The sequence below is a fragment of the Mesorhizobium sp. WSM4828 genome (assembly GCF_055811175.1).
The window spans coordinates 118,152-134,472 of record NZ_JBVVQK010000012.1 but is presented as its reverse complement, the minus strand read 5'-3'; the positions used below and the strand labels follow the sequence as shown (position 1 = coordinate 134,472).

Genomic DNA, 16,321 nt, shown 5'->3' with positions numbered 1-16,321 from the left:
AGGCATTTGTTCAACACGAAACAGTGTGTCACGTTGAAGTGAACAACGCCGGTCAGGTTTTCAGGTGGTTGGTTCAGAGCTTGCGGAAGCCGTCGACGAGTTCCTCCATGTCCCACGGTATCGGTGCTTCGAACCTCATCGTTAAATGGGTATCCGGATGCCGAAATGCAAGGAGGCGGGCGTGCAAAGCTTGTCGCGGAAACGCTTTTACCTTGCTCCTTAGCGGCTCGGGCAACCGATTGGCCTTGGTGCGGAAAGCCTGGCCGTATTCGGGGTCGCCAATCACCGGATGGCCGATATGGGCCATGTGGACGCGTATCTGGTGGGTGCGACCGGTCTCCAGCCGGCATTCGACCAGGCTCGCCGTGGCGAATTCCTGCTGCTGCTCGCCAAAGCGCTCGACGACGGTGAAATGTGTTATGGCATGGCGGGCACCGTCGCGGCCTTGCGACACCACGGCACGGCGTACCCGGTCGGCGGCGCGGCCGAGCGGCGCGTCGACCGTCCCGGTCGGCCTTGCCGGTATGCCCCAGACCAACGCCAGATACGCCCGCTCGAGATCGCCGGTCAGGCCGTGGTCGGCGAAGGCCTCCGACAACGCCTTGTGGGCGCGATCGGTCTTGGCGACGACCATGACGCCGCTGGTCTCCTTATCGAGGCGATGGACGATGCCCGGCCGTCTCACCCCGCCGATGCCCGACAGGCTGTCGCCGCAATGATGGATCAGCGCGTTGACCAGCGTGCCGGTCCAGTTGCCCGCGCCGGGATGCACGACCAGCCCGGCCGGCTTGTTGATGACGATCAGCTCGCTGTCCTCGTAGAGGACATCCAGCGCAATATCTTCGCCTTGCGGCTCCGCCGGTTCCGGCTCCGGCATATCGACCGACACGCTGTCACCTTGTGCCATCTTGCGCTTCGTCTCGTCGACCTGCCTGCCGCCGATCCTGACCGCGCCCTGCTTTATCAGCATCTGCACGCGGCTGCGCGACATGTCGGGGCCGAGCCTGGCCGCCAGCCATTGGTCGAGCCGCTGGCCGGCCGCATCGGCGCCCGCCTCCAGCACGATCGGTCCGGCCCCTATTAATTGTCTGGCCTCTTCGCTATGAGCGCTCATCGAAAATAGTTCCGGAATCTGCTGCCATGGCCCGGCCGCTTGCCGACGAAGACGAGGAAAAGCCGCTCGACCCCGAGGTCGAAAAGGTGCGGCGGAAGCTCGTCCGCTTCGTCGCCATCAATCTCGGCCTGCTGTTCCTCGCCCTTATGGTGGTGATCGCGGCGCTTGTCTACAAAGCGCGCAACGCACCGCCTGCCGCCCCGCCGTTGACCAGTGACATCCAGGTGCCGATCGGCGAGACGGTCAACGGCGACATCGTGCTGCCGGTCGGCGCCAGGGTGATCAGCCAATCGCTCTCCGGCAATCGCCTGTCGATCGACGCCGAACTGCCCGACGGCAGCCGCGCTATTTTCGTCTATGACATCACTGAGCGCCGCATCGTCGGCCGTTTTTCGATCAGGAACAAATGACCGGTTTTGCCGAACACCGCAGCATTGCCACGGTCGCGCTTATCGTCGCAAACTATGACGAAGCGATCTCGTGGTATGTCGACCGGCTGGGTTTTGTCCTCACCGGAGATGTCGATCTCGGCAGCGGCAAGCGCTGGGTCACCATCACGCCGGGCAACGGGCAGGGCGCGCGCCTGCTTCTCGCCGAGGCATCCGGCGATGCGCAAAGGGACGCGATCGGCAACCAGACCGGCGGACGGGTCTTTTTGTTCCTCGAAACCGACGATTTTGCCCGTGACCATGCGCTGATGCTCGAAAAGGGCATCGAATTCCGTGAGGCGCCACGCCATGAAGCCTATGGCACTGTGGCGGTTTTCGCCGATCTCTATGGCAATCTCTGGGACCTGATCGAGCCAAAACGCTAGGCTTGCAGCGGATATTTCACCGGCGCGACAGGCAGCCTTAAGCCTAGTTGCTTTTTGCCAGCCGTCAGCCTATATCGCCGGTTCTTGAACGCGCCCATCGTCTAGCGGTCAGGACACCGCCCTCTCACGGCGGGAACAGGGGTTCGATTCCCCTTGGGCGTACCAAGTCTCTCCAAGCTCTCGGCAAACCATCAATCCGATCCATCGCCTTGGGTCGCGGCGGGTTTGGCTCATTGCCGCTTCTGGCGCAGCGGAGCCGATTGCACTAGCATTGAATCATAGGTTTTGAGGCACAGCTTTAGCGCGCGCAGAACGTCGCGCTGAACAGGGCAGTCGATGCCGCGCGGGAGGAGCCAGATACAGAAACTACAATCGCAAGGCGTCCATCACGCTGGTCGGCACTGCCTGGAGCCGACCTGAGCTACAGCTGCCGGCGGCGGATCGTTTTGGCGAGCTTGGCGAAGGCGCCTCTCCCTCGAAGGGTGGATGCCGGGAATACTCGGCCCTTAGCACCGGCCAGCGAAAGCTGCGCGCGACGCGCATGGCTGGGCTCTAAACGCGCCATACTCCAGTTGCAGTATCATAGCTTCTTTGCCGTTCGAATTTCTCTCATTCATGGCTTCGCACGATACCAAGATATGCTGCGAACGACACAGCCACGGCGCGCTCAACCATTCGATCTATTCCGGCAAGCCGAAAAGTGTTTGCGCGCCTGCTATTCCTCCGAGCGGATGACTGCCCATGGCGATCATCGGCTCGGTAGTTTCTGCCTCGAACGCTGTCGACGCGAGCACCGTCCGTCCTAACGGCTTGCACAGCCCTTCGATGCGGCTGACAAGATTTACAGCCTTGCCGATCGCGGTGAAGTCCAACCTGCCGGCAGTGCCGATATTCCCCCAGAGTATCTCGCCGACATGCAGGCCAATGCCATATCCGAGCTCAGGGCCGCCATTGCGGCGCCGAGTTTGGTTGAGGTGATCTATCCCGGCGCGCGTGGCCTTCACGGCGCGTACCGCAGCGTCACATGCGGCATTTGCATCGCGCTCGCCAATCGGGAAGATCGCGAGGACGCCATCACCTATAAACTTGAGAATCTCACCACCAAATGCGTGCACCGCGCCGGCGACGCAATCGAACCAGGCATCAAGTACCAATACGATCTCGTCTGCATCTAGAACCTCGGATAGATCGGTGAAACCTCGAAGGTCCGCGCACAGAAGCGCAGCCCGTATCGTCTCTCCCTTTACTCGACGAGAATGACCGTTGAGCACATGTGCTGCACTGCGCTTTCCCAAATATGCTTCGAGCAATGCGCGTTTCGCGGACCGTTCCGCGAGTGCGGTCATCGGAGCCGCAGCAAACCGGGAGACTTGCCGCAGCAGCTCTGACTGCGCCTCATCCGGAGTATGATCGAACGCCCACACCAAAGTCGGTGCGACACCGCCCGCTCGCTCGTCGAACACGATCGCCCGCGTCGTGCCAAGCCACTCCCGCAGCACGAGCCGGGGATCGGCATTCTGGCCGTCGGCGCCTATCCCCAAAGCCTCGACCACTTCACCCCCAGGCGCTCGCCAGAGCCAGATGCGGCGTGAAATGATCGGGTCGGGAGCATCCTGCGCCAGCGCGCCGGCGATGATCGGCAAGCCGTCTTCCATCAAATGCGTTGAGAGCTGCAATAGAAGTCGCCCACCGTCGCCAATATGCGCGGCGTCGTCCAGAAGGAATGAAAGCGAGCTTGCGAGAAGCATCGGTAGAAGGTCACTCGGCACCGGCTTATGCTTACGCCTCGAACATCTTCTTGCAACTCCCCATATTCGCTTCAATCATGCACGGCATTCGATGCGGATGTGACCTGGAGTGAGCGATGGCGGAATCGGTTTACACAGAGATTGAGGTCGCCGCGCCACAAGCGACCGTGTTCGCGCTTTTGACGGATCCGGACCAGATCGTGCGATGGATCGGGACCGAAGCGAATTTGGATGCAACGCCGGGCGGTCTGTTCCTCGTCAATGTCGGTGGTCGCCATATGGCGCGCGGTGAGTTCACCGAGGTGATCCCGGTCCACCGTCTTGCCTACAGTTTTGGCTGGGAAGACAACGAGACCGTGCCGCCCGGCTCCAGCCATGTCGAGATCGACCTGATCGCAAGGGATGCGGGGACACTGATCCGCTTCACGCACAGCGGACTGCCGAACGCAAAGGAGCGTGACAGCCACCGAAGGGGATGGGAGCACTACCTCTCAAGGCTGAAGATCACTGCCGATGGGGGACATGTCGATCCCGACGTGCCGATGAAGAATATGTGATTTTCATCTAAGGGCGCCCGTAATCCGAACCAGGCGCGGCATGCGTCAACCAGCCTCCTTGACCTGCCGTCGCCAAACCGGCCGCTCGGGAAACCCAGCGACCTGCGGGCTGCCGCACCATTACCGCTGCCGGCGACGGATCGTTTCGGCGAGCTCGGCGAAGGCGTCCGCGATCCCGGTGCCGCTCTTGGCGCCTGCGTGGAGTTCTTGAAGCTCAGCGCTTCTGGCGTAATGCCTCGGATTGAATTAGCATCCGTTCATCAAAGCTCCGGCCGCACTCCTGCAGGATGCGGAATGCGCAGCGCAGGCGAGCGAGGCCGGGCGCGGTCACATGCCGGGCGCTGATCCAAGCGCGACTGGGCATCCGAACTTCCGTTCGGCGGCAAGACGGCGTGGCCGGGAGGAATCAGATGCAAAAACTGCAATCACAAGGCGTCCATCACATCACACTGGTCGGCGCCGGGCGCCAGACCTCGATCGATTTCTGGGAGGGCGTGCTCGGCATGCCTTTCATCTTCGAGCAGCCCAATCTCGACAAGGCGAGCGAAAGCCACCTCTATTTCGACCCAGGCGATGGGCGGCTGATCACGGTCTTCACCGACGAGAGCCGCGCGGCGGTCAAGCGGCGCACGCCGACCGATACGGGCTGCGTCCATCACATCGCTTTCGCGGTGTCGCGCGTCACCTTTTTGCAGGCGGTCGCCCGGCTCGACGAGCGCGCCATCAAGCACAGCGGCGTCAAGGATCGCGGTTTCATGGACTCGATCTATTTCGAGGATCCGCTTGGCCTGTTGATCGAGCTCGCCTCCTACCGTTTCGAGCCGCCGGCGGGCTTCACCCATGCCGACGTGCTGATGCAGGCGCACAAGATCCGCGTCGCGCGCGGCGACTACAACATCGCCGAAGTGCACCTTGCCGATGCGATCCAGGCGCTTGTCGAGCGCTCGCGCGCAACCTTGTCGGAGGATCGCGCACCGAAAAATCCATACTGACGACACGCCAAACAAAGGGAGGACATAATGGCAAAGACAGCAACGAAGAGTGCGAAAAAGCCCACGGCCAAGACTTCGGCACCGATGACAGGCAAGCCAGGAGCGAAGCCGGCGGCCAAAGCTGCCGCCAGGTCAGCGGCGAAAGTGGCAAGGCCGGCGGCGAAGGTCTCCGCCAAAAAGCCCGCGAAGGCCAAGGTGAAACCGGCGAAAAAGCCGGCGCTGACGCTCAGCATGCTGAAGCCGAGCGTCAACAATATGAGCGTTCGGGTGTTTGCGCGCGCCGCCGGGCTCGACCATTCCGAAACCGACGTATGGGGCCACACGCGCTCGCCCGAATATATGGCGCGAAACCCCGCCCATCTGACACCGATGATCGAGGACAAGGGCCTGCCGAGAGGTGTCTTGTGGGAAAGCTGCGCCATCATGCAGTACCTCGCCAACAAGCACGGGCTGGATAAACTATATCCCAAGGCGCCGGCCAAGCGGGCAATGATCGACAGCGCCATGTTCTACCTGATCGGGACGCTCTACCCCTATGTGGCGCGCGCCACCTATCCGGCACTGAATTTCCCGCAATATGCCGGCGAGGTCGGCCACAGCGACGCTGATCCCGACAGGAAGTCGGAAGCCCAGAAGGCCGCTATGGAAGCGATAGCCGAGCCGCTGGAGGTGTTTCACAGCTTCTTCAGGAACGGCAAGCCGTTCATCGGCGGCAAGAACCCGTCGATCGCCGACATCCGGCTGGCGGCGACGCTCGAATTCCTCGCCGTCATCGACTATGCGCTACCCCAATGGGCAAAAGACTATATGGCGGCGATCGAGAAGAAGCTCGGCAAGGCCTATGCCGAGCCGGCCGGCGATGTGCGCGGCTATATCGCCTATGTGCGGTCGCAGGCCAACGCCTGAGGCACGTACAGGCCGGCGATCGTCCGCGCGTTCTGCAGGAGCCTGCAATGATCTGGGGTAATTCTTTTTTACTCTCCCCTGTTTGCACGATGTGGGGAGCTTAAGGTTTCGTTAACCGAAACCCTTTCTACTGTATCCACCTCCAGCCCGCGACCACGGATGTACTGGCGCGGATGGAAAGCAAAGGTCGGCTGCGCGCCGGCCTTTTGCTTGTGGCAGCCCTGCCGAAGTTGCGGCTGTCGGCGCTTCACGGCGCCTGCATGGCTGATGAAGTGCGTTGCCGGCATCTTGTCATCGCCCCCACCTTGTCATCGCCGATGTCGGCCCTACCATCGAAGTAGTCCCGTCCTCGAGGGCGGTTCAAGGACAGAGGCCCTGTCATGAAAAGCATTGCTGGAATGGTGGTGATCGCAGGCGCTATGCTGGCGGGTGCAGCCGGTCAATCGAATGCAGCGACGCTCAACACCATGCCCGAGGTCGGGGCTGCCATCCAGGCGTGCTGGACCCCGCCGGCGAATGCCGGGAATTCCACCGTCACCCTGAGCTTCAGCTTCAGGCGCAATGGCACGCTGATCGGCCGGCCCAAGCCGACCGCCATCCGCGTGGCCGGCGACGAGAAGGCGCGGCAAACTTTTGTCGATGCGGCGATTGCGGCCGTGGACCACTGCCTGCCGTTGAGCCTTTCACCGGCGCTGGCCGAAGGCATCCCGGGCAAGGTGTTCACTCTGCAATTCAACTCGCCCAAACAAAAACAGCCTGCAACGCGAGTGCAGGCTTCGCCTTGATCTTTTCCGACATCCGGATTCCACTTTTCGGGACCTAATGCATGTCGCGCAAAGTGTGCAGCGGTTTTGCGACAACGACATGCATTAGACAAGAACCTAAGCGCGTCACATGAGGCCCTGTCGACCGCGATGCGCTCTAGTGGCGGCTTCGTCTCGCCTCGACATGTCGTGCCAGTTCCGGCATCTCGAAGACATAGTCGCTCCAGGCCGATTCCGGTATCTGGCCGGCGAGATAGCACTCCAGTAAAAGCCTCTGCTCGTGGTCGAGTGGCCTCGGCGCACGTTCATGGTCCAGCCCAAGAGAATGGAACAGACTTTTGGTCAGGTCCGCGACCGTGAAGTGGATCGACATTTGCGGTCTCCTCCTTTGGCCGCTCAACGCCGAACCCAGGGCTAAGGTTTCAGCAACGGTCGGCCGGTAACGCCGGATTGATCGCGATGCGGAACCCGCCGCGCGCATCAAACTTCGCCGTGGCGGGCGTCCGCCGGCGTTGCTGCCGGTTCGTCTCAATCTTGAAATAAAAATGTAATATTGAGTTTACACGAGTTGATCTAATACACTGGAGCTAAAGTCTCTGTCGGCAGTTCGATCTACTTCAATTAGGTGAAACTGATTTAGCTAGTACTTATCTATAGTCGACAAAGAAATCCTGTTCTCGGCGCAACAAGGATAATGGTCGTTCCAATGACACGCTTCTGGCTCTTCACGATTCTGATGCTAGTGTCGGCAATAGCCGTTGCGCTCGGCACATCCTTCTCCTACGCGGATAGCTGCGGTGCTATCAGGAGCCAATTGCTTTCGGCGGGGCGCAGCGGCGGGACCAGCCCCGAGCTTGCCCAACTGCACCGGCAACTCGCCGCGCTTCAAAAGCTGGAGAGACAACGCCGATGCACGGTGAAAACGGCCGGTTTCTTCTTCAATCCCTGCGCCGACCTGGTCAGCAGCAAGGCGGAGGCGCAACGGCAGATCGCCAGACTGTCGAATTCGGGCAGGGACACCTCCGGATTAAAGGCCAGGTTTGTCGCGCTGGGCTGCGCCGCCCCCGCTGCCAAGAAACAGCCGGCGCAGCAACGCACAGCACCCAAAGCCCAGTCCGCAGGCACAACAATTGGCGGCAATCGGATGCTGTTTTGCGTCCGCTTGTCGGACGGATATTTCTTCCCCGCGCCAAAATCGCAGTTCGCCAAGAGCGACGATCTGAAGGAAACGGTCGATCAGTGCCGCTACATCTGCGACGATGCCGGCGTCGACCTCTATACGCTGAGCGATGCCACTCGCGAGACCGAAGAGATGGTCGGGCTCCAGTCGGGAAAACCCTATGTGGAGCTACCTGCCGCGTTCCGGTACCGCGACGACGCGAACTTCAAGGCCTGCGACGTCAAGCGCTATTACCGGCGCGTCGCCGAACTCAGGGCACGAACCGTGACACCGGCCAACATGAGCAACGCCATCATTCCGTTGCCTACGGCAAAGCCGGATTTTGGCATCGTCGCGGAAATTCCTGAATCCGGGATCGAAACCGCCGGTGCCGCTGCCGCAGAGGCAAAAACGCAAGCTGCCGAGGTGCAAGGGGCTGCCCAGCATCAGTCGATCGAAAAAGCGGTTGGCGCGCGGCCGGTGAGAGTGGTCGGGCCGGCCTTTTTCCCGGCGGACTGACCAAGGCGGGCGATGGTCCGAGACGGCGAACGGCTGGCCGGATAGCCGCCTCAAGGCCTGGAGCCGTGCGCATCGATCGACGTCTGCCGGTTATTCGCAGACCATGCGGGCCCGTTTGCCGGGCTCGCTGACGTTCCTGCAAGTTAGCGGCTTCGTCGGCTCCGGCGACAGCACGGGCGGGTTGACGGCAACCCTTCTCCGTGGCGCTGCAACCGAAGCTGCGCTCCTGCGCACCGCCGGCCTTTTCGGCGTTTGCGGCGCCACTGGAAAGACGTCGGTCTCCAGTTGCGACTGTTCGGCTTGCGCCTGCGGCGAAGGCCGGTCCCAGAAACGGCGAACATCGAGCGGCTTGGGAATGATGACGGTGCCGTCATAGCTGCGCGCGCAGCCGCTTCCCAGAGGCAGCGCCAGGCACAGGAAGACAGGCAGAATCCGTCGAAACATCGGCAATACCCCTGCAAGCTTATAACGCTGCTTCGGCCTAACCGACAACCGGCGGAATAGGGCGAAGGGAGTAGATACGGTGAGGTAGAGGTCGTCGCACTTCCGGTCGAAGGCCTTGCTCGAAGATCGAGCGCGGATCGAGGTCCAGCGCGCGTTAAACCTTGCGATTCGTCAACGCTTCCAGCTTAAGGCCATGGTGCGATCGCACCATACCAAAGCCGCGCTCAGTGGCGACAATGGGATATTCGAAGTTCCGCTCCTCCAGTTACGGGCGGGAGCAGCGACCGCCGGCAAGAAACAGGGTCAGATTTACCCCAACGGACCTGTTTCGGCGATGGCGCGGCCATGACACGTTCTGGCTGCATGCAACGCGCTCCCGTCCGGCTTTTTTCTTTTAAAGCCGGTGGCTGCGATCGCCGACGAGACGATGCCGGCCGGAATTCACGCAAGCTGCTGATTCCAGCGGCAAACCGCGGCCCACTCCGACAAAGGCCGCGTTCGCTCCTTCTTAATCCGGCTGGACGACGTTACCGGAGCGACATGAAACTGTCATGCGACTGTAATAATCGGGGGCTATTGGCCTCAGCGGGCGCCGGAGGAATGGCGCCGAGAGACCATATTCCGAACAGGAGCAGGCCACATGAGACATTTCATCCGCTCGGCGGCCGTTGCGATTGCAATGGCTGCGGCGACGACCACCCTCACCCTGTCCGCCGCGCTCGCCGCGGACATCTCCGGCGCCGGCGCCACCTTCCCCTACCCGATCTATGCGAAGTGGGCCGACACCTACAAGAAAGACACCGGCGTTGGCCTTAACTACCAGTCGATCGGTTCCGGCGGCGGCATCAAGCAGATCAAGGCCAAGACCGTTACCTTCGGCGCTTCGGATGCGCCGCTCAAAGGCGAAGAGCTTGAAGCGTCCGGACTGGCTCAGTTCCCGATGGTGATGGGCGGCATCGTTCCCGTCGTCAATCTCGAAGGCATCAAGCCGGGCGAGTTGGTTCTCGACGGCCCGACGCTGGCCGACATCTTCCTCGGCAAGATCACGAGCTGGGATGACGAGGCGATCAAGAAGCTCAATCCCGACGTCAAGCTGCCTTCGCAGGCGATCGCGGTCGTTCATCGTTCCGACGGTTCGGGCACGACGTTCAACTTCACATACTATCTCGGCGACGTCAGCGCGGACTGGAAGGAAAAGGTCGGCGTCGACAAGGCAGTGGAATGGCCCGTCGGCATCGGCGCCAAGGGCAATGAGGGCGTTGCCAACAACGTCGCCCAGACCGGCGGCGCGATCGGCTATGTCGAATACGCCTACGCCAAGCAGAACAAGCTCACCCACACCGACATGATCAACAAGGACGGCAAGAAGGTCGAACCGACCGCGGCGGCGTTCTCGGCAGCAGCGGCCAATGCCGACTGGAGCTCGCAGCCGGGCTATGGCGTCATCCTCGCCAACGAGCCGGGCGCCGAGTCCTGGCCGATGACGGCTGCCACGTGGATCCTCCTGTACAAAAAGCCGGACGACGCCGCGACGACCGGCGAAGCGCTCAAATTCTTCGCCTGGGCATACGACAAGGGCGACGAGATGGCCGGCGAGTTGGACTACGTTCCGATGCCCGACAAGGTGGTCGAGAGCGTCAAGGCCATGTGGGCCAAGGAAGTCGTCGGCGACGACGGCAAGCCGCTCTACTCGGCCATGTAATCTCCTCCAGGGAGGGCGTCGATGGCGTCCTCCCTGTTGCCTTCAATCGCGAGGACCCAATGACCATCGCTTCCGATGCCATGCCATCATCCGCAGCAGCCCGGGCCAGGGAAGCTACGGTGCGGCGCTTCGCGCTCACAGATGCCATATTCCGCGGTCTCACCCGCGCTTCCGCAATTCTGGTACTGGTCATCCTCGGCGGTGTCGCGATCTCGCTGTTTGCCGGCTCATGGCAGGCGCTGTCGTCTTTCGGTTTTTCTTTCCTGACGACTGAGAGCTGGAATCCGGTCACGGAAAAATTTGGCGCACTGGCGCCGATCTACGGCACCCTGGTCACGGCGGCCATCGCCATCCTGATCGCGGTCCCGATCGGCATCGGCATTGCAATCTTTCTCACCGAGCTCTGCCCGCGCCCGCTCAGGCGCCCGATCGGCATAGCGGTCGAGCTGTTGGCCGGCATTCCCTCGATCATCTACGGCATCTGGGGCCTGTTCGTGTTCGCGCCGTTCCTGCAGACGACGATACAGCCCTTCATCATCAACATCTTTCACGGCGTACCGGGACTATCCAGCCTTTTCGCCGGCCCTCCTTACGGCATCGGACTTCTGACCTCGGCGCTGATCCTCGCCATCATGGTGTTGCCATTCATCACCTCGATCACCAAAGACGTCTTCGATACGGTGCCGGCGGTGCTGAAGGAATCGGCTTACGGCATCGGATGTACGACCTGGGAAGTGACCCGGCGCGTGGTCATTCCCTATACCCGCATCGGCATCATGGGCGGCGTCATGCTTGGCCTCGGCCGCGCGCTCGGTGAGACCATGGCGGTGACCTTCGTCATCGGCAACGCCCACCGCATCAGTGCCTCCCTGTTCGCGCCGGGCACGACCATCTCGGCCACCATCGCCAATGAATTCACCGAAGCCGACGGCGATCTCTACACCTCCTCGCTGGTTTCGCTCGGCCTGATCCTGTTCGTCATCACCTTCCTGATCCTTGCCGCCGCCCGCTATATGCTGATGCGGATCGACGCCCGTACGGGAGCCTGACCGATGTCGACATCCTCATCGCTCCACAGCCGCCGCAAAGCCAGGAATTCGGTGATGATGGCGCTTTGCGTCGTCGCTGCCGGTATCGGGCTTGCCTGGCTGGCGCTCATCCTCGGCGCACTGGTCTATAAGGGCACAGCCGGGCTTTCGTTCGCGGTCTTCACCGAGATGACGCCACCACCCGGCGAGGCGGGCGGCCTGCTCAACGCCATCGCCGGCAGCCTGCTGATGACGATCATCGCGGTTGTCGTCGGCACGCCGATCGGCGTGCTGGCGGGAACCTACATGGCCGAGTATGGACGTTTCTCGCGCATCACCACCGTCGTCCGCTTCATCAACGACATCCTGTTGTCGGCGCCGTCGATCATCATCGGCTTGTTCGTCTATGAATTGATGGTGCGGCCAATGGGGCATTTCTCGGCCATTGCCGGTGCCGTGGCGCTTGCCATCCTGGTCATTCCGGTGGTCGTGCGCACCACCGAAGACATGCTCAACCTGGTACCGAACGCGTTGCGCGAAGCCGGCGCCGCGATCGGCGCGCCGCGCTGGGTGGTGATCCGTTCGGTCGCCTATCGCGCCGCATTGTCCGGCATCGTTACCGGCATATTGCTGGCGATAGCACGCATTTCCGGCGAGACGGCGCCGCTGCTCTTCACTGCGCTCAACAACCAGTTCTGGTCGAGCAATATCAACGCGCCGATGGCCAGCCTGCCGGTGACCATCTTCCAGTTCGCTCTCAGCCCTTACGAGGAATGGCAGCAGCTGGCGTGGACCGGCGCACTCATAATCACCCTGACGGTTCTGGGCTTGAGCATCCTCGCCCGCAGCCTTACCGGACGCAGAGAGGACAGATGACGCAGATGTTGTCCCCAGACATGACGATGACCGAAACGGTCGCCGAGAAGACGAAGATCGAGGTCAAGAACCTCAACTTCTACTACGGCCAGAGCAAGGCGCTGAAGGACATTAGCCTGTCGCTGCCCGAGCGCAGTGTCACGGCCTTCATCGGCCCATCGGGCTGCGGGAAATCGACGCTGCTGCGTGTGTTCAACCGCATCTATGAGCTCTACCCGAAACAGACGGCCGAGGGCCAGGTGCTGCTCGACGGCAAGAACATTCTCGACCGGTCGCAAGATCTCAATCTGCTGCGCACCAAGATCGGCATGGTGTTCCAGAAGCCGACGCCGTTCCCGATGTCGATCTACGAGAACATCGCCTTCGGCGTCAGGCTCTACGAGAACCTCGGCAAGTCCGAGATGGACGGCCGCGTCGAACAGGCGTTGAAGCGCGCCGCGCTGTGGAGCGAGGTCAAGGACAAGCTCAACGCCAGCGGCTTGAGCCTGTCCGGCGGCCAGCAGCAGCGGCTCTGCATCGCCCGCACCGTGGCGGTGAAGCCGGAAGTCATTCTGCTCGACGAACCGGCGTCCGCACTCGACCCGTTGTCGACCGCAAAAATCGAGGAGCTGATCGACGAATTGCAAGCCGACTACACGATCGTCATCGTCACCCACAACATGCAGCAGGCGGCGCGCGTGTCGCGCCAGACCGCCTTCATGTATCTGGGTGAACTGGTCGAGTTCGACCGGACCGAGAAGATCTTCACGTCGCCCCGAGAGAAGCGCACGCAGGATTACATCACCGGCCGCTTCGGCTGAGCCGTTCCGATCATGCATATGAGGACAGGACCATGGGCGAACACACAGTCGCTTCTTTCGACGAGGATCTCGAGCAGATCAGCAAGCTGATCCGCGACATGGCCGACCTCGCCGGTTCGATGGTCGGCGGGGCGACCAAGGCCCTGTTGAATTCCGACAACGTGTTGGCGCAACGCGTCGTTTCCGACGACGCCATCATGGATGCGCGTCAACGCGAACTGGACGACCGCGCCATCACCCTGATCGCCAAACGCCAGCCGATGGCCCACGATCTCCGCCATGTGGTCGGAGCGATCCGCATGGCCGGCGACCTCGAACGCATCGGCGACCTTGCCAAGAATATCGCCAAGCGTGTGAGTGCGGTCGGCCTCAGCGTCACGCCGCGCGACTTGTCGCATTCCATCGACGCGATGGCGCAGCTGGTGCTCATCCAGGTGCAGGGCGTTATCGAGGAATATGCTGCAGGCGATGCGGCCGCGTTGGCCAAGCTGCGTGCCGCCGACGAGCGCATCGACGTCAAATACACGTCCGTGTTCCGCGAGCTGTTGACCTACATGATGGAAGATCCGCGCAACATCACTGCTTGCACGCATCTGCTGTTCTGCGCCAAGAATCTGGAGCGGATCGGCGACCATGTTACCAACATCGCCGAAAATGCGTACTATGTGCTGACCGGCGAGCAATTGCCGGTCAATCGTCCGAAGCAGGACGAAACGACAATGTCCGCGCCGGTGACATGATGGGGGTGCCCAGCCGATGATCGCACCACGCATAATGGTGGTGGAGGACGAGGAGCCGTTGGGTGTGCTGCTCCGCTACAATCTCGAATCCGAAGGCTACCAGGTCGAGGTAGTGACACGCGGCGACGAAGCCGAGATCCGTTTACAGGAGAATGTGCCCGACCTTCTGGTGCTCGACTGGATGATACCAGCGGTTTCCGGCATCGAGCTCTGTCGTCGGTTGCGGGTGCGCCCCGAAACCGAGCGGTTGCCGATCATCATGCTGACCGCGCGCGGCGAGGAGAGCGACCGGGTGCGCGGTCTTTCGACCGGCGCCGACGACTATCTGGTCAAACCGTTTTCGACGCCGGAATTCATGGCCAGGGTCAAGGCGCTGCTGCGCCGCGCCAAGCCGGAAGTGCTGTCCAGCGTGCTGAAGGTCGGCGACATCGTGCTCGATCGCGAATCGCACAGGGTCTATCGCAAGAAGAGCGAGATCAGGCTCGGGCCGACCGAATTCCGGCTGCTCGAATTCATGATGCGGCATCCGGGCCGCGTGTTCTCGCGCAGCCAGTTGCTCGATAATGTCTGGGGCGAGACGATCTATATCGACGAACGCACAGTGGACGTGCATGTCGGCCGGCTGCGCAAAGCGGTCAACAACGGCCGCATGCCGGATGTCATCCGCACCATCCGCGGTGCCGGTTATGCGATCAGGGAAGATTGATCCGCCTGGTCAGGCTACGTGCTTTCTGACGCCGGGCCTCATTTGCGCGCCCGGCGCGAAAATCTCCTGGTCGACGAAGCTTAACGCCCGCATCGCGCAGCCTTCGCGGATCAGCGGCAATTCGTTTGGTTCGGTGTCGAAGGAGATCGAGCCCGAATGCTGGCCACCGGCGGTCTGGGCGATGGCCTCGCGCAAGGCCGGCTCGATCAGATCGAAGGCAGCGGCACTGGCGCCGACCATCGCGACCGGCGCCGGATCGATCAGCGCGAACAGCGAGCCGAGACCGAAACCCAGCGCTTCGCCGGCCTTGCGGTAGGCCTCGCGTTCCGGCCCATCCTTCTCGCGCGCCCGGGCCGCCAGTGCGCGCATGTCGGCGTCGCTGACGTCGGCGACCGGTTCGCTGTCTTCGCTCATCTGCCTGGCGTTGCGCCAGATGGCGTAGTTGCCGGCATAGGCCTCGATGCAGCCGCGCCGCCCGCAACGGCAGAGCGCGCCGCCCGGACGATGGATCATGTGGCCAAATTCGCCGCCCGAGGAATGCGTGCCGGTGAACAGTTCGCCCTTCAGCACCAGCCCCATGCCGATGCCATGCGAAAGCAGGATGGCGATGAAGTCGTCGCGATAGCGATCCGGATTGCGCCAGCGCAAAGCCACCGCCATCATGTTGCAGTCGTTCTCCACCGTTGCCGGGATGCCGAATTCGTCCTCCAGCATGTCGGCAAAGGCGATGTCGGTCTGCGGCGTGATCGGCGACCACAGCATGGCGCGTGCAGGGGAGTCGGTAATGCCCTGGATAGCCAGCGCGATGCGGGCGACACTGCGGACGTCAAGGTCTGGATCCTCAAGCCGGCGCCGGACGATGGCCATGCATTCACGGATCAACTCGTCGCGCGGCATGGTCAGCGTGTCCAGCCGGCGCTGTTCCTCGGCGACCACCTGTCCCGCATAGTCGATAATGGCGGCCGACAGGAAATTCAGCGACAACACCACGGTCAACACCGCCGCAGCTTCCGGGTTGAGGGCGAGGCCGACCTGCGGACGACCGCGTTTCAACGAAACGGGCTCGCTTGCCTTGCTCTCGGCGAGGATGCCTTCCCGTATCAGGTCGGAGGAGATCGCCGATATGGTCGAATGGCTGAGGCCGGTGGTTGCTGCGATCTCAGTACGCGATGGCTGGCCGGCCCGGCGCACCGCCGAGATCACCATCGCCCGGTTGCGCCGGCGCAAATCGTCATGGCGGATTCCGACCGACATCGTTTTGCTTTCCTCCCGGTTGCCGCGGCCGCTCATGAACCGGAAGCCGTCGGTAATGTCCGACAAATAGTGTCGGATGCAGGCAAATAGTGTCAGATGCCGGTGGCGCTGTCATCGTTTATTCCGACGCTCGAAAAAACTCGCAGAGTCATCAAAATCCATCAGAATCGATGTTGACAGCAGCCGGAGATCGGGCCA

Annotated in this window: 18 protein-coding genes and 1 tRNA gene; 14 read left to right on the top strand and 5 right to left on the bottom strand. The window is 62.0% G+C overall.

Features of this window, described 5'->3' with window-relative positions:
- Nucleotides 1–73 precede the first annotated feature (73 nt).
- Entirely contained in the window at nucleotides 74–1,114 is a 1,041-nt protein-coding gene (locus tag AC0L2X_RS16270; protein ID WP_473600019.1) for an RluA family pseudouridine synthase, read from the bottom strand.
- Between the two features lie 26 nt (nucleotides 1,115–1,140).
- Between AC0L2X_RS16270 and AC0L2X_RS16265 the strand changes: the two genes are divergently transcribed.
- The 3 genes from AC0L2X_RS16265 (at nucleotide 1,141) to AC0L2X_RS16255 (ending at nucleotide 2,093) form a co-directional block, all read left to right on the top strand.
- Nucleotides 1,141–1,524, top strand: coding sequence for a fimbrial protein (locus tag AC0L2X_RS16265; protein WP_473554898.1), 384 nt, complete (start codon nucleotides 1,141–1,143; stop codon nucleotides 1,522–1,524).
- Nucleotides 1,521–1,928 (top strand): VOC family protein, encoded by a 408-nt coding sequence (locus AC0L2X_RS16260; RefSeq protein ID WP_473554899.1) that lies wholly within the window; start codon nucleotides 1,521–1,523, stop codon nucleotides 1,926–1,928. The genes AC0L2X_RS16265 and AC0L2X_RS16260 overlap by 4 nt, the downstream gene beginning before the upstream one ends.
- A gap of 90 nt (nucleotides 1,929–2,018) precedes the next feature.
- A tRNA-Glu gene (locus tag AC0L2X_RS16255) sits at nucleotides 2,019–2,093 on the top strand.
- 515 nt (nucleotides 2,094–2,608) lie between these two features.
- Here the strand turns inward: AC0L2X_RS16255 and AC0L2X_RS16250 are convergent.
- Complete coding sequence (locus AC0L2X_RS16250) at nucleotides 2,609–3,676, bottom strand: adenylate/guanylate cyclase domain-containing protein (protein WP_473554900.1); 1,068 nt, start codon at nucleotides 3,674–3,676, stop codon at nucleotides 2,609–2,611.
- Nucleotides 3,677–3,792: 116 nt separating this feature from the next.
- On the opposite strand from AC0L2X_RS16250, the gene AC0L2X_RS16245 reads away from it, so the two are divergent.
- From AC0L2X_RS16245 to AC0L2X_RS16230, 4 genes are all read left to right on the top strand, one after another.
- Nucleotides 3,793–4,233 carry an SRPBCC family protein gene (locus AC0L2X_RS16245; protein ID WP_008873905.1) on the top strand — a complete coding sequence of 147 codons (441 nt, stop codon included), beginning with the start codon at nucleotides 3,793–3,795 and terminating at the stop codon, nucleotides 4,231–4,233.
- Nucleotides 4,234–4,643: 410 nt separating this feature from the next.
- Complete coding sequence (locus tag AC0L2X_RS16240; RefSeq protein ID WP_473554902.1) at nucleotides 4,644–5,225, top strand: VOC family protein; 582 nt, start codon at nucleotides 4,644–4,646, stop codon at nucleotides 5,223–5,225.
- Nucleotides 5,226–5,252: 27 nt separating this feature from the next.
- On the top strand, nucleotides 5,253–6,131 hold the full coding sequence (locus tag AC0L2X_RS16235) for a glutathione S-transferase family protein (RefSeq protein WP_473554903.1): 879 nt from the start codon (nucleotides 5,253–5,255) through the stop codon (nucleotides 6,129–6,131).
- Nucleotides 6,132–6,511: 380 nt separating this feature from the next.
- Nucleotides 6,512–6,916, top strand: coding sequence for a hypothetical protein (locus AC0L2X_RS16230; protein ID WP_473554905.1), 405 nt, complete (start codon nucleotides 6,512–6,514; stop codon nucleotides 6,914–6,916).
- Nucleotides 6,917–7,052: 136 nt separating this feature from the next.
- Here the strand turns inward: AC0L2X_RS16230 and AC0L2X_RS16225 are convergent, their stop codons facing one another.
- Nucleotides 7,053–7,268, bottom strand: coding sequence for a hypothetical protein (locus AC0L2X_RS16225; RefSeq protein WP_292655575.1), 216 nt, complete (start codon nucleotides 7,266–7,268; stop codon nucleotides 7,053–7,055).
- Between the two features lie 333 nt (nucleotides 7,269–7,601).
- On the opposite strand from AC0L2X_RS16225, the gene AC0L2X_RS16220 reads away from it, so the two are divergent.
- Complete coding sequence (locus AC0L2X_RS16220) at nucleotides 7,602–8,573, top strand: DUF2865 domain-containing protein (protein ID WP_473554908.1); 972 nt, start codon at nucleotides 7,602–7,604, stop codon at nucleotides 8,571–8,573.
- A 90-nt stretch (nucleotides 8,574–8,663) separates the two neighbouring features.
- Here the strand turns inward: AC0L2X_RS16220 and AC0L2X_RS16215 are convergent, their stop codons facing one another.
- A complete protein-coding gene (locus AC0L2X_RS16215; protein ID WP_352564581.1) occupies nucleotides 8,664–9,017 on the bottom strand; it encodes a hypothetical protein in 354 nt (117 codons plus the stop codon).
- Between the two features lie 640 nt (nucleotides 9,018–9,657).
- Here AC0L2X_RS16215 and pstS point away from each other — a divergent pair.
- From pstS to phoB, 6 genes are read left to right on the top strand one after another with little or no spacing between them, the layout of a single operon-like run.
- On the top strand, nucleotides 9,658–10,719 hold the full coding sequence (gene pstS / locus AC0L2X_RS16210) for a phosphate ABC transporter substrate-binding protein PstS (protein WP_473554910.1): 1,062 nt from the start codon (nucleotides 9,658–9,660) through the stop codon (nucleotides 10,717–10,719).
- Nucleotides 10,720–10,778: 59 nt separating this feature from the next.
- Nucleotides 10,779–11,768, top strand: a complete 990-nt coding sequence (pstC, locus tag AC0L2X_RS16205) for a phosphate ABC transporter permease subunit PstC (RefSeq protein ID WP_352634128.1) — start codon at nucleotides 10,779–10,781, stop codon at nucleotides 11,766–11,768.
- Between the two features lie 3 nt (nucleotides 11,769–11,771).
- Nucleotides 11,772–12,623 carry a phosphate ABC transporter permease PstA gene (pstA, locus tag AC0L2X_RS16200; RefSeq protein ID WP_023720929.1) on the top strand — a complete coding sequence of 284 codons (852 nt, stop codon included), beginning with the start codon at nucleotides 11,772–11,774 and terminating at the stop codon, nucleotides 12,621–12,623.
- Nucleotides 12,620–13,423 (top strand): phosphate ABC transporter ATP-binding protein PstB, encoded by an 804-nt coding sequence (gene pstB / locus AC0L2X_RS16195; protein ID WP_292655560.1) that lies wholly within the window; start codon nucleotides 12,620–12,622, stop codon nucleotides 13,421–13,423. The genes pstA and pstB overlap by 4 nt, the downstream gene beginning before the upstream one ends.
- A gap of 32 nt (nucleotides 13,424–13,455) precedes the next feature.
- Nucleotides 13,456–14,163 (top strand): phosphate signaling complex protein PhoU, encoded by a 708-nt coding sequence (phoU, locus tag AC0L2X_RS16190; RefSeq protein WP_254816572.1) that lies wholly within the window; start codon nucleotides 13,456–13,458, stop codon nucleotides 14,161–14,163.
- Nucleotides 14,164–14,179: 16 nt separating this feature from the next.
- The gene (phoB, locus tag AC0L2X_RS16185) at nucleotides 14,180–14,869 is read left to right on the top strand and encodes a phosphate regulon transcriptional regulator PhoB (protein WP_031212149.1); all 690 of its coding nucleotides are present in this window, start codon (nucleotides 14,180–14,182) and stop codon (nucleotides 14,867–14,869) included.
- Between the two features lie 9 nt (nucleotides 14,870–14,878).
- On the opposite strand, the gene AC0L2X_RS16180 is transcribed toward phoB, so the two are convergent.
- A complete protein-coding gene (locus AC0L2X_RS16180) occupies nucleotides 14,879–16,123 on the bottom strand; it encodes an ROK family protein (protein ID WP_473600018.1) in 1,245 nt (414 codons plus the stop codon).
- Nucleotides 16,124–16,321: the final 198 nt, after the last annotated feature.